This is a genomic window from Streptomyces sp. NPDC058683, from assembly GCF_042716195.1.
Classification (GTDB): domain Bacteria; phylum Actinomycetota; class Actinomycetes; order Streptomycetales; family Streptomycetaceae; genus Streptomyces.
Genome location: NZ_JBHXSK010000023.1, coordinates 43,185 through 55,779 on the forward strand (window position 1 = coordinate 43,185; position 12,595 = coordinate 55,779).

Genomic DNA, 12,595 nt, shown 5'->3' on the forward strand with positions numbered 1-12,595 from the left:
CCAGCGGCAGCCGTGCCGAGCAGTCCGGTCAACGCAGGGCTCGGATCCGGTATCCGTCCTGGTGGCCCGAGCACCACCTACTGAGTGGGGAGCACCTCCGGGACCTCATATTCCTCGTGCTGAACGTGCTGGTGGTCCTGTGGGTGGTGCTCGACCAATACTCGATCTGGATCTTCCAGCCGTACACAGCGGGGGCCACCGACTCGAAGATCGGTGGCCCCCGCCTTTCGAGACCGCTCAGCCGAGCCAGACGATGTCCACGACGTACAGGCGTCCGGCGGGACCGTTGATCCAGTAGACGGCGGTGAGCTGTCCGACCGCGGCGGAGTGGACGTCCTCGCCTTCGGGGTCGCGCGCGTTGAAAGGCTGGAAGGACCACGGGTCGCGGCCGGCGATGTCCAGGACGTTCCTCAGCATCTCGCGGACGTGGTCGGGCAACTCGGCTGCGGTGCCTGCGGCCTGGGGCGACAGCGGGCGGGCCAGGGCGGTTATCCGTCACTCACGTACAGGCTCCGAGGACCTGGTCCAGGTCGATGCCGTCGGAGTCGTCGCAGCCGCCGGCGAGGAACGCATCGACCGCCGGGACAGCGGCGAGGCGGGCCTGCCAGGTGCCGATGACGGTGTGGACCGGGGCGAGACTGAAACTGTGCCGGGCGTCGTCCAGGGCACGCGCCCAGCCCTGCTCGAACAGGGGCACCCAGGTGTCGGCTCGGCGGTCGGCGCGCAGCGCCTGGAGCAACTGGGCGGCGGCCGGGGCTGGCTGGGCGCGAGCTTCCTCGGGCTGCGCGCTCATCGCATCCTCCAGGCGGGTCGTATCGCCACCGTACGCGGAGTGCGGGGCGGCGGGGACGGACATGAGGTGATCCCTTTCCCGTGGGGCGCCGGTCGACGCCCGGGCGGTGGTCATGCAGGCTGCTGGGCGGAGTCTTCCCAGGCACCGCACCGGCAGCGTGCGGCGCGACGTACGAAACGTGATCACCTCAGCGGCCGGCTCCACCGGCTCCACCACCACACCGGCTAAATGCGGCTACCACCGCCCCAAATCGCCTGAACCGTAAAGCCAGTTGATGCCCAGTTCAGACCGGCTCTGTCACAAGATCTCCGACAGAGCCGAAAAACTTGATGGCCGACAGTTGCCGCCTTGTTGTTCGTCAGGAGCACCGGAAGGGCGGCGCTGCGGAGCCGCCTGCGCCGAACGCCTGTACGCCCGCCGGCCCCGAAAGTAGTGCCAGGATCGCAGTGATGAGCGTGAACAGGACCCATACCGTCCTCGCACTCCGAAGTGGATGCTGCCTTCCCATTTGCCTTCCGGCATTTCCTTGAGCCTGGGGACAGTCACGCATGGACGGACGGCCTCATCCCCACCACGGACTGCAGTAGGAGACTCCGGAGTTCAGGCCGATGGGCACGCCGCTGCGATGCAGGCAGATACGTGCGGAGACCTTCTTGCGGTGGTTGTACGCCTTGTTGAAGGACACGGTGCTCTTGGTCACCTTCGACTGCCCGCCGAAGCGTCCGTCGACCCTGAAGATGACGACGACCTCGCGGTTGCGCGGCGCGTAGTAGTGGTGCAGCGTGCCGGTCATCTTCCCTGTGTAGTTGCCGGTGTACGTGTGCTTGATGTCGACGTATCCGTTCGCGCCACCGCCAACCTGAGTCCACAGCCGGGTCTGGTGAACAACACGAGGCGCTGCTGTCTCGGCGCTGGCCTGGGATGGGATAGCGGCGGCCAGACCTGCGCCCAGAGACAGTGCGGTGCAGGCAAGCCCGATCCGCTTGCACACGGCGGTGATGGCCATGTTGCGTCCTTTCGTTGTTGACGTAGGTGTCTGGACACCGAGTAAGAAAGACGAACACCTGGCTCGGTTTCCCTTCCAATGCGGGACGCCGTCGCCCACCCCCGTGAGGGCGACGGCGTCCCGCACCGGCGCCGCTGCGAGGCGGCGCATCACCGAGTTCAGCGGGTCCGGAATTGAATGGGCAGCCGGTTTTGCCCCCCGGTCAACCGGATCTTGAACTCTCCGAGGTTTCCACTGCCGGACGGCCGCGGCTTCCCCCCTCACGTCGCGACCGTCCGGCGGTGTCCAGATTGGACGGCTGATGGTTGAAGGCACGACCTGATTCGGTCTAGACCGAACAAGGACAAAGCGGAATGATCTCAACGCTGTGCACGGCGTGTCAGGGGATCCCATGGTTTTTCGTATTCACTTCACGGCTGAAGACTTAGCGCGGACGAAGGTGGCCGAAGCGCCGATGCCACTGGTGGAGTTGAACCAGGCAGCGCGGGCCCTGCAAGGTCGCGATCAATCGGCGCGGCTGAGCAGCTGGCGCAACCGTTCCCTGACACAACTGTCTGCGACGGCACGGACGGCTCTGGACTTCATTCCGTCCGTGGGCTGGTCGCCGACTTTCATCGGTGCGCCGCAGGCCGGCTCACCGCAGGAGCTCATCGAACAGGTACGCGCGACACCAACCCGGCAGATTCAGACGGCGCTGGAGACAATCCTCCCTCAAGACAGCCGCTCGAGAGTCCCGTCCCTGACGCGCCGCCTCACCGACCCTGACTTCCTCGGCCTGGTATGCGATGGCCTCGGCGCCCTCCACGAAGTCCTGCTCGCCCCCTACTGGCCGCAGATAGTCGACGCCTACACGGCCGATCGGTCCATGCGGATGCGGCAGGTACTGCACGGCGGCGTGGAGCAGTTGCTCATCCAGGCCAATCCGACACGCATGCGCTGGAAAGCCCCCGTGCTAGAGATCCGCACGCCGACGGACAACACCGAATACGATCTGCATCTGGAAGGCCGGGGCCTGCTGCTCCTGCCCTCGATGTGGATGCTGACGTCACCCGTCATCCACTACGACGCCGAACCCCAGCCCGCCATCAGCTACCCGGCCCTTCCAGACCAACCCCTGCGCCGGTTGACCGCCTTCGCCTCCACCGCCTCCCCCGCCAAGGCCACCGCACCAGTTGCCGCGCTCCTCGGAGCCACACGAGCCGCCGTCCTCACGGCCATTGCCGAGCATCCAGGCTGTTCAACGACCGAACTCGCAACCTACGTCGGGCTGGCCTCATCCAGCGCCAGCGAACACGCCACCGTTCTGCGAGAAGCCGGACTCATCACGACCATCCGGCACCGCAACACAGCGCTCCACAGCCCCAGCCAACTAGGACTCAGCCTCTTGAACCGCACGTCAGCCAGGTTCGTCTAGGACTTGTCCGGGCGATCATGTCGGGGCTCGGCGATTTCGGCCCAGGGGTGGCTTTTCACCCCTGCTCGGTGATCATCTTGAGCATGGCCTGGGCCGTGTTGTTTTCGGAGTCGATCCCGTGCACCTCGGTGCCGTCAAAAGTGACTGCCTCGGCGCCGCGGGCGAAGAGGGCCTGTTCGTACTCGGTGAGCGCGGCCTCGACGTCGTCGGGATTCGCGGCGAGGGCCCTGCCGAGTTCGGCGCCGTCGAGCATGGCCAGGTTCGCGCCTTCACCGTTTGGGGCCGCGAGGTGAGCGGCGTCACCGAGCAGGGTCACCCCCGGCCCTCGGTCCCACCGATGCTCGGCCGGCAAGGCAAAGTGGGCGCGCAGAACAGGCGTGACATCGGCGTCCGTGATCAGCGCGGTGAGCTCCGGCGCCCAGCCGTCGAACTCCTGCGCAATCCGCGCGGCCGCGACGCAGGCATCGGTGAAATCGATGGCGGCAAACCAGTCCCGCGGCCTGGACAATGCCACGTAGGCGTGCAGGGTGTCACCGCTTTCCCGGTGAGCGAAGATCTCCTTGCCCGGCGAGGGCGCGATCATCGACCCGCCGCCGACCACCTTCGCCGTCCGGGTGTGCCGGGTGTCGGCGTCGAACAGGTAGGTCTCGACGAACGACGTGCCGGCGTACTCGGGTGAGGCGTCGGAGAGCAGCGGCCGGACCCGCGACCAGGCGCCGTCCGCGCCAACCAGCAGACTGGCGACGCCGGTCCCGCCGTCGGCGAACGTCACCTCATAACGGCCCTCGCCGAGAGCACGGGTGCCAGTGACCTTGTGTCCCCACCGGACGGTGCCGGCCGGGAGCGAGTCGAGCAGGATGCGTCGCAGCTCCCCGCGCTGCACTACGGGGCGTCCGCCCGTGCCGTCCTCGGCCATCTCGTGCAGAACGGTCCCGTCCTGCTCGACAAGCCGCGGTGTCTGGCGGCCCTCGATGACGATGGTGTGGAACTCCTCCATCAGGCCGGCCGCCTTGAGGGCGAGCTGCCCGTTGCAGTCGTGGATGTCGAGCATCCCACCCTGCGTGCGCGCCGACGGGGAGAACTCGGCCTCGTAGACGGCGACCGGGATTCCGTGGAGATGCAGGACGCGGGCCAGCGTGAGGCCGCCGAGTCCGGCACCGACGACCGTGACGGGCGTGTCCATGATGGCTCCTTCGGGAACAGGACCGCCCAGCGATCTCCAGCGGCCGTCCCAGGAAAGGTGCCAGGCCCCGCCGACAACCCGCCGACATCGGTCCGACAGCCCCCGACAGACTGCCCACACCCACCCCGAACGGCGCTCGGCTCGACATCCGGACCGATCCCGTTCATGGCCCGCGCTCTCGCGTCGCTCCCCTCAGCGCAGACGCCACTACTCCCCGCCTGGGCTGGCGCGCCTCAGCCACGGATAGCCCGGAGCTACCAGGCCTGAACGGGGACCCTGAGTAGATTGTTCCGGTTCAACCCGCCCGGACTCGCGACAGCCCCGGCCGTCGGTGTCGATGGTTGCGTCCATGGAGATGGTGTACGGGTTCGACCTGATCCGGGGGTTTGCTCCGGCGTCGGGGTGATGCCCGCATAGACGAACGGCCACCGGCTGATCTTCGAGGTGTCGAAGCCCGAAGGAGATCAGCACGATGACCGCTCCAGACAGTCCGCCGCTGCATGCCCTCGCCGAGGACACCTCGCCGCGGCGAGTCCCGATCTGCTGCGCGCGATGGTGAAGACGTTCACCGACGCGCTCATGTCCGCGGAGACCGATGCCCTCTGCAACGCCGAATACGGGCAAGTCAGCGAGGAAAGAGTCAACCACCGCAACTGGGGGTTGCCCCCTCCGGGGACTACCGCCCGCGCGAGTGGGACACGAGGGCCGGCACCGTCGAACTCGCCATTCCCAAGCTCAGGTCCGGCAGTTACTTCCCGCACTGGCTCCTCCAACGCCGGCGCCGGGCCGAACAGGCCCTCATCTCGGTGGTCGCCACCGCCTACCTGCTCGGCGCGAGCAATTGCCGGGTCGAGAAGCGCGCCGCCTCCCCCGGCGTCACCCAGCTGTCGAAGTCTCAAGTCTCGGCGATGGCCAAGCACCTGGACGAGCAGGTCGCAGCCTTCCGCAACCTGCCCCTGGACCAGAGCCCCTACGCGTTCGTCTGGGTGGACGCACTGACTCAGAAGGTCCGCGAGGACGGCCGGATCATCAACGTCCACGCCTTGATCTCGGTCGGCGTGAATGCCGACGGACACCGCGAGATCCTCGGCATCGCCGTCGCCACCGCCGAGGACGGCGCCGGATGGCTGGCCATCCTGCGCTCGCTTGTGGCCCTTATCTTGCTTCGGCTCACCACAATTTTGTGGTCGGGTAGCCGGATCACGTTTCAAGACCAGGCTGTTCAGAGCCCGGCTTCTACAGGTCGAACTCCAGGTGTTCGATGTCCGTGAAGCGGACCTCCTCCAGCTGGCCGGCGCGGCGGCCGTCGTCCTGGAAGTAGGTCTCCTTGAGCGCTTCGGCGGCGATCTCCTGAAGCTGCTGGTCGGAGGCACCCTGTTCCTGAGCGGTAAAGAGGCGGGCGGCGTACTGGGGCGGCAGTGCCACGGTCAGGTGACGCAGCCGGTCCTCGTCGGTCGTGCCGATGGGGGCGGTGTAGCCGATGCGGGCGCGGGTGTCGATGACGATGCCGTCGGTAGTGACCGCCTTCTTGCGGGCCTTGGCACGGATCTGGGGCTGCCAGTGCTTGTTGACCTCAGTCTTCAGCCGGGCCGCAAGTTCGGGGCGGGGCTTCTTGGCCTGACCTGCCACATACCGTTCCACCTGACGCTGGGAGATCCCGAGCAGCCCTGCAACCGTTTTGGTGTTCTTGAGCTGCTTAACGAGGTAACGCATCTGCGGGCCGGCCGACTTGGGTGCCGGACGGGTGAAGGACTTCTGGACAGCCTTGTCCAGGCTGTCCCCGAACAAGCTCATCGCGTCCTACTCTCCTGTGTCCTGGTTGGTGACCTCGCCGGTCTTGATGTATCGGGCGAGGTTGAGTTCGGGGGCGTTGAACTGTTCGCGGATGCCCTCGCCCCACAGCACGCTCTGGGTGCCTTCGTGTTTGACCATGCCGGGTGAGACGCCGATCCTCCAGCCTCCCGGGAGCGGCTTGCCGTCCCGGTAGGGCAGGAAGTCGATCGGGCCGGTGCCGTTGACCGCGTAGACGACGCAGTCCGAGAGGATCGCGACCGGGTACTGCCCGGTGAAGGCCGCGTGCTTGAGGATCTTGCGGTGCATGTTGGTGCGGGTACGGGAGATGACCGCGGCGCGGATGTCGGGGCGCCAGGTCGGCCGGGCGAGGGCCCGCCACGGCTGGCCGGGCTTCCAGCCCTCGCCGCGCGGGCGTTCGGCGAACTTGCCGATGGTGCCTTTCGCGGTCATCTTGATCGCGTCGACGACCACCGCCAGCTGCGGGTCACGTTCCCGCAGGCCGTGCCGGGCCATGAGGAACTCCTCGGGGGTCATGTCGGTGTGGACGCCGAGGTCGGCCATGGTGGCGATGTAGGCGTCGCGCAGCCGGTTGTACCAGCCGTCCAGGTAGCGGCCGTTGTCGTAGCGCACCCAGGCCTCGACCGGCGTGATCTCGTAGCCGAGTTCCGCCGCATAGGCGACGGTCGGCGTCGCATACCAGGCCGGTCCTGTGGGTTGTTCGCCGCTGGGGGTGAAAGGGCTGGGCAGCAGGCCGCCGTCCAGTTGCACCCACTCCTTGCCCAGCTTCACCCGGGACAGGTCGACGTGGGACAGGTCGACCAGCCAGGTTCCGGGCAGCTTCGGATCGAACACCGGTGCCTTGACGTGGGTGGGCGCGCCGAGGCCGACGGTCAGGCCGTTGGCGCCGGCCGCGAACGCAAGGTTCACGTCGATGCCGACCAGGTTGGGGCGCAGGCATTCGTCGTCGGTGAGCGGGCGGGCCCAGTCGAGTGCTTCCTCGAACAGTTTCTCCGCCGGGGTGCGGCGGTGGAAGCGGGGCAGGTCGGCGAGGACGGGGTGTCCGTCGGGGGCCTCGCACGGTGCCGGGTCGACGGGGTCCTTGCCCAGGGAGCCGGGATTGTGGACGCTGTGCCGGCGGCCGGTGTCGTCCGGGGCGCTCGCGCGGGTCGGCGGGTGCAGTGCGGTCAGCAGTTCCAGGCCTGTCACCGCGGTCGAGCCGCGCGGTGTCATCACCCGCGCCGCGTAGACGCCCAGAAGCCGGGCGAGGTCCGCCGGTTCGAGCTGCCCGGTATCCCCCCAGCTGCGGGCATCGAGCGCGTTCCAGGACGGGATGCACAACTGTACGCATGAGCGTTCCGAGCCCTGCGCGGGGCGGTAGATCCGCGCCCACGGCCCGAACCCGCGCTGGGTCAGCTTCCAGTCCGCGCGGACCAGTTCCTTGATGACCTTGTGGCCCTCCGGGAGCCGCCCCGCGAGGCGCTGCTCGTCGGTGAGGGTGACTGGCAGGCCATAACGCCGGCATGCGGTCTCGGTCAGGACGATCAGCGGGTCGCCGTCCTTGCCCGCCCCGGACAATCTCGGCTGTCCGAGCCTCGCCTCCTTGAGTGTCCACTCGACCAGAGCCGGAAGGGACTTGGCGGGCACGTCCATGATCAGGCCGCCAACGCCATAGCCGGTTGTCTGGTGGTCGTCGGCGTCGACGACGAGCAGCGGCCCGTTCGTGAACCGCGCATCGGCGCCCGTCACAGGAGCGTTCGTCGAGGCCGCGTCCTGTGTGGACGGACTCCGCGACGTCGATGTCTTGTTGCTTGCGACAGTGGCAGAGGCCGTCGGTACTGCTGCGGGCACCGCCGCTGCCGTATACGGTCGGCGAGCACTGTCACGTTGGCTTGGCGCGGGTGCGGGATAGCGCCGGGCGAGGCCTTCGAGCAGTCTGCGGTAGGCCTCGAGCCGCTCGCCCCTGGGCTCGGAACGGCCCGCCTCCCATGCCTGGATGCTCGGCACACGCACGCCGAGGGCCTGCGCGACGGCGGCCTCGGTCAGCCCGGCCGCCTCGCGCAGTCTGACCCTCTCATCCGGGGCGGGCAGCACGGTGCCGTCATCGACTGCGGCGAGCAGCGAGTCGACCGCGGTGAACAACTCCTGCGGCTGGTCCGTCATCTTCTGCTCCTCTCCCCTACCGGACGCCTTGGCGGATTTCTTCGAGGCGGGTCATCAGGCGCTGGTAGCGCTGCGAGGCTGCCTGGGAGGAGTTCAGCCTCTGGTGTTGGGCGATCTGCCGCCAGTCCATGCTGCGGCGCCGGGCTTCGATGACTATCTGGGTCTCTAGCCGGTCCAGGGTCGCGCGCATGTCCTCGAACAGGCTCAGTCCGGCCCCCAGATCGTCAGCTGTCAGATCAGGGGTGTGTCCGCCGCTTTGCTGATGGTTGGCGGCGGTCATCAGTAGGCGTCCCAGGAGCGCGGCGTCTTGCTCCAGACGGCGAGCGGGAGCCCAGCTGGCAGTGGGATCCTCCGCGAGGGCGGAGAGTCTGCTGCGAGCGGTGTTCTGAGCATCGGATGCCATGCGGCCATCCTATCCAGTTTCCAACAGAACAACATTCTGTTGTTCTGTTGGTTATGGAGGTGAGGTCTGGGCTGCCGCATCCTCAAGCGTGCTGTGCTCCTTGTTCTGATGTCTCTCGGTGCTGCTCAAGGATTATGTAACCGGGCCTCGATGAGCTTGTCGATCTCGGCGACCTGCTGGTTGAGGGCAATCACCTCCTGCGCCAGCGTGCGCACCATCTGGGCGGTCAACTTCTCCTCGGGCGCGCTGGTCTGCTGGCGCCCGGCGGTCTGGAGGGCGGTCTCGGCCAACTGATCGGCGTTGCGAACGCTGCGGTTGCGCAGCCAGGTCCCCAGGCGCTTGGCGCCGATTCGGCGCAACGCGGCCGGGGTCCGGTAGCCGGTCAGCAGGGTGAGAGGGCCGACGTTGGTGAGGTCCAGGGCCCGTTCCAGGACGGGGAAGATGCCGGTGAGCTGGGCGCGGAGGCGGTTGACGGTGCGGGTCCGGTCGGCGACCGGATCCATGCGGCGGCCGGTGAGGATCTTGAGGTCGGTGACGGTCTCATCTCCGGTGCGTAAAGGGTGCAGGTCACGCCGGAGGCGAACCTGGTCGGCGATGACCGCGGCGTCCCTGGCGCCGGTCTTGCCCTCGCCGCGGTAACCCTCGGAGGCACAGTGGATGGCACGGCCGGATAGGTAGAGCACCGACTGGTCGTGGTTGAGGAGGATCGCGATGGCCAGGGCGGCTCCGTCGCACTCATTGTCGGCTCCTCGGCTCCAACGGTGCGCGGCGCGGCGATCCCTACTCCGTTTCACTACGGTTCTCCTGACCGGCCGCCAGCCATGCCGAAAGCCAGGGATCCAGTTCGTAGGCGAATATCTGACTCGGCTCACTGTGACGAGAGTCGAGATCAGCGGTGACGCACTCCGGGGCGCGTGTGCGACCGGACGGGGCGGGTTCTGATTCGGTCGGCATGTGTCCTGGGGCGGTATGCGTGGCGCTCATCGTGCAACACACTCTCTATTCCGACGGAGCAATGACTACCAACACAGCCAGTGTTGATCGGGAAGGCATTCGAGGCATCGCATAATCTGGTGAGTGCTCGGTGTACGGTCAGGACTTCCTGTGCGTCATCGCATGGCCATGAGACTGTCGCCGGATGAGCGGATCTTCGCTCGCTCGCGCGCAAGGTCATGAGTCGAAACGGTCGGGATCCGCGGCTTTCCAGTTCGCCGCCCAGGACTCGGGCGGTTCGATCAGAAACGGCCCGAGAGCCAGCCATTCGTAGAGCTCCGCGTAGGACTGGCCAGTAACCGGGTCCAGGCGCCGGCGCAGCATGTGGGGGCGCAGATCAGCGGGTTCGCGCACGCCCAGCGAGGCGATGATCTGCTGTGCGCTCCTCACGGTCGCGGACTGGAAGCGGTGGACCCGCGCCGATTTGTCGTGGCCGTTCACGCGCGTGGCGCGGGTCCTGGGTGGCGATGCCGACGGGGCACGCATTCGTGTGGCAGCTCTGCGCCTGGATGCACCCGATGGCGAACGTCATGGCGCGTGCCGAGTTGGTGAAGTCGGCGCCCCGCACCAGGCGCTTTACGATGTCGGCTCCCGTGGCGAACCTTTCCACTGGCCGCGATCCTGATCCGGTCTCGCAGGCCGGTGCCGACCAGGGCGTTGTGGACGGTGATGAGTCCCTCGGTAAGTGGACTGCCGAGGTGGTCGGCGAACTCCAGCGGAGCTGCTCCGGTACCACCCTCCGCTCCGTCCACGATGATGAAGTCCGGCGCGGTGCCCTCTTCGATCACGGCCTTGCACCCCGCCAGGAACTCACGCTGGGAGCCCACGCACAGCCTGAAGCCGACCGGCTTGCCCCCGGCCTGCTCACGCATCTCCGCGATGATCCGGATCAGCTCGCGGGGCGTGCCGAAGGTCTGGTGGGAGGACGGCGAGATGACGGTCTGCCCGTCGGGACCGTCGCGTACCCGGGCGATCTCGGCCGTGACCTTCTCGCCCGGCAGCACTCCCCCGATGCCGGGCTTGGCTCCCTGAGACAGCTGGAGCGACACACATTTCACGTGGTCGTGAGCAGCCTTCTCGGCGAACCTCGCACGGTCGAAACCGCCGTCCGCCGTGCGGCAGCCGAAGTATCCGGTACCGATCTCCCAGACCAGGTCGCCGCCGTGACGCAGGTGGTACTCCGACAGGCCGCCCTCACCGGTGTCGGCTGCCCCCGGTTGAGGGAGAGGATGGCCTTGGAAGACAGCGAACCGAAGCTCATCGCCGAGACGTTGAGCAAGGACATGTTGTAGGGCTTGGTGCAGTCCGGGCCGTCGATGCGGACCCGGGGCTCTTCGCCCCCCGCCGGGAGTGGTCTGATCGAGGTCTCGACATATTCGTATCCCTCGGCATAGACGTTCCGCTCGGTACCGAATGGAAGCTCGGCTTCGGCTCCCTTGGCGCGCTGGTAGACGAGACTGCGCACATCCCGGTCGAATGGCCGCCCATCGTAGTTGCGCTCGATGAAGTACTGCTGCAACTCCGGCCGGATCGACCCCAGCATGAAACGGGCATGCCCCAGTACCGGATAGTTGCGCAGGACTGAATGGCGCCTTTGGAGCAGGTCGTGAGTGCCTGTTCCGGCTATCGCCGCGCACAACAGGGCTATCGGCCACCACCATGGGGAGACGATCGATGCCATGGCACCAAGGGCGATTGCGACGGACCCGATCACCGCAGTTCTGATCATGTGCGGAACGGGTGTCTTTCCCCGGTACGGGCGAACCTCCAACCGAGGTCCAGTGGTTGACGATGTCGGACCTACGGGTCAGCTGACGTACCCGAACGCCACGAGCTGGCCCCGGATCCAGGGATCGTGCGCCTCCGCGACGACACCTGCCCTGGTGGGGGCAGAAGCTGCCGGTGGAAGGGTGGCCGCTGTCGCGGTACCTCCGGCGGTGAGGAGAGCGCCTCCGACGACGGCGAGAGACGCGGCTGCGGTCGCGATGCCCCGTACGAGCTTTTCCATTGCCATTCCTCCTTGCGTGAGCAATCGCTGACACAATGAGTGTTGACCGGGACGGGGTCGGGTACATCGCGCAATCTGGCGATTGTCCCGTGCACCGCACATACCTGGAAAAGTCGCATCCCTCGCCGATCACTTCACCCCGGGAGTAAAGGACGAGGGCGCAGTCTTCGGTATCCACCAGGTAGATGCGGCCGTCCAGTGCATAGGCACCGGGACGCTTCACTGACCTGCGTTTCCTCTGCGTTCGCCGGGGCTTATCAGTGGTGCCGGCGAACCGCGAAGCAGTGGAACTGGACGCTGACACCGAGCAGGTACACCGACGTCGTGGTCACTCCGACGAGCCCCCACAGGAGGGCTCCGGAACAGCACCGGGTCAGCAGCAGGCCGACCAGCGCGGCGCAGGCTGCCATGGGCAGATGGAAGGCCGCCCAGATCCGTGTGCCGGTCCGACCGCGCCCGTCCGGCGTCATTGCGGCACCGCCGTACGCGACAGCGCTGAGCGCGACGAAGGCGAGCGTCGCACCGGCGAGGAGCGCCAGCACTTCGGCCGGTCCTGGGGCGCCGCGCCCGGAAGACGTGACCGTGGTGGCGGTCCACAAGGCGAGGGTGTATCCGTGTGGGGCCGCGCTCGCGGACACGGCGGTGCGGAGCTGGTCGCGGTATGTGCGCTCCTGGCCCGTCGGGGAACCGGATCCGGCTGCCCCGGGCCGCGACCGGCTGTTCGTCTGCGACCTCGATGCGCGTCCGGGCACGCCGCTGCTCCTGTCGGTCTCGCTCCGCCGGCTCGTCTTCGGTCACGCTCGGATCCGGCGGCGTTGCCGGTCCGGAGGACGCCGTGCCG

At 67.4% G+C, this 12,595-nt stretch carries 10 protein-coding genes and 3 pseudogenes; 2 read left to right on the forward strand and 11 right to left on the reverse strand.

Features of this window, described 5'->3' with window-relative positions:
* Nucleotides 1-237: 237 nt before the first annotated feature.
* From ACFWXC_RS25365 to ACFWXC_RS25375, 3 genes are all read right to left on the reverse strand, one after another.
* Nucleotides 238-438: a hypothetical protein gene (locus ACFWXC_RS25365; protein WP_384482205.1), complete on the reverse strand. Its 201-nt coding sequence runs from the start codon at nucleotides 436-438 to the stop codon at nucleotides 238-240.
* 61 nt (nucleotides 439-499) lie between these two features.
* On the reverse strand, nucleotides 500-856 hold the full coding sequence (locus ACFWXC_RS25370) for a DUF6247 family protein (protein WP_384482206.1): 357 nt from the start codon (nucleotides 854-856) through the stop codon (nucleotides 500-502).
* Nucleotides 857-1,355: 499 nt separating this feature from the next.
* Nucleotides 1,356-1,799 carry a hypothetical protein gene (locus ACFWXC_RS25375; RefSeq protein ID WP_384482208.1) on the reverse strand — a complete coding sequence of 148 codons (444 nt, stop codon included), beginning with the start codon at nucleotides 1,797-1,799 and terminating at the stop codon, nucleotides 1,356-1,358.
* 391 nt (nucleotides 1,800-2,190) lie between these two features.
* Between ACFWXC_RS25375 and ACFWXC_RS25380 the strand changes: the two genes are divergently transcribed.
* Nucleotides 2,191-3,213, forward strand: a complete 1,023-nt coding sequence (locus ACFWXC_RS25380; protein ID WP_384482209.1) for a winged helix-turn-helix domain-containing protein — start codon at nucleotides 2,191-2,193, stop codon at nucleotides 3,211-3,213.
* 55 nt (nucleotides 3,214-3,268) lie between these two features.
* Here ACFWXC_RS25380 and ACFWXC_RS25385 read toward each other — a convergent pair whose 3' ends face one another.
* Complete coding sequence (locus ACFWXC_RS25385) at nucleotides 3,269-4,396, reverse strand: FAD-dependent oxidoreductase (protein WP_384482211.1); 1,128 nt, start codon at nucleotides 4,394-4,396, stop codon at nucleotides 3,269-3,271.
* Nucleotides 4,397-4,868: 472 nt separating this feature from the next.
* Here ACFWXC_RS25385 and ACFWXC_RS25390 point away from each other — a divergent pair.
* A pseudogene (locus ACFWXC_RS25390) lies at nucleotides 4,869-5,550 on the forward strand (transposase); the annotation flags it as partial.
* Between the two features lie 82 nt (nucleotides 5,551-5,632).
* Here the strand turns inward: ACFWXC_RS25390 and tpg are convergent.
* The 7 genes and pseudogenes from tpg to ACFWXC_RS25425 all read right to left on the reverse strand — a co-directional run bounded on the left by tpg (nucleotide 5,633) and on the right by ACFWXC_RS25425 (nucleotide 12,506).
* Nucleotides 5,633-6,190, reverse strand: coding sequence for a telomere-protecting terminal protein Tpg (tpg, locus tag ACFWXC_RS25395; protein ID WP_384482213.1), 558 nt, complete (start codon nucleotides 6,188-6,190; stop codon nucleotides 5,633-5,635).
* A 6-nt stretch (nucleotides 6,191-6,196) separates the two neighbouring features.
* The gene (gene tap, locus ACFWXC_RS25400; RefSeq protein WP_384482215.1) at nucleotides 6,197-8,350 is read right to left on the reverse strand and encodes a telomere-associated protein Tap; all 2,154 of its coding nucleotides are present in this window, start codon (nucleotides 8,348-8,350) and stop codon (nucleotides 6,197-6,199) included.
* 16 nt (nucleotides 8,351-8,366) lie between these two features.
* A complete protein-coding gene (locus tag ACFWXC_RS25405) occupies nucleotides 8,367-8,753 on the reverse strand; it encodes a hypothetical protein (RefSeq protein WP_384482217.1) in 387 nt (128 codons plus the stop codon).
* A gap of 140 nt (nucleotides 8,754-8,893) precedes the next feature.
* Nucleotides 8,894-9,487, reverse strand: a pseudogene (locus ACFWXC_RS25410) (IS110 family transposase); the annotation flags it as partial.
* 436 nt (nucleotides 9,488-9,923) lie between these two features.
* A pseudogene (locus ACFWXC_RS25415) lies at nucleotides 9,924-11,475 on the reverse strand (FMN-binding glutamate synthase family protein).
* A 78-nt stretch (nucleotides 11,476-11,553) separates the two neighbouring features.
* Nucleotides 11,554-11,754: a hypothetical protein gene (locus tag ACFWXC_RS25420; protein ID WP_384482218.1), complete on the reverse strand. Its 201-nt coding sequence runs from the start codon at nucleotides 11,752-11,754 to the stop codon at nucleotides 11,554-11,556.
* Nucleotides 11,755-12,011: 257 nt separating this feature from the next.
* A complete protein-coding gene (locus ACFWXC_RS25425; RefSeq protein ID WP_384482220.1) occupies nucleotides 12,012-12,506 on the reverse strand; it encodes a hypothetical protein in 495 nt (164 codons plus the stop codon).
* Between the last annotated feature and the right edge of the window lie 89 nt (nucleotides 12,507-12,595).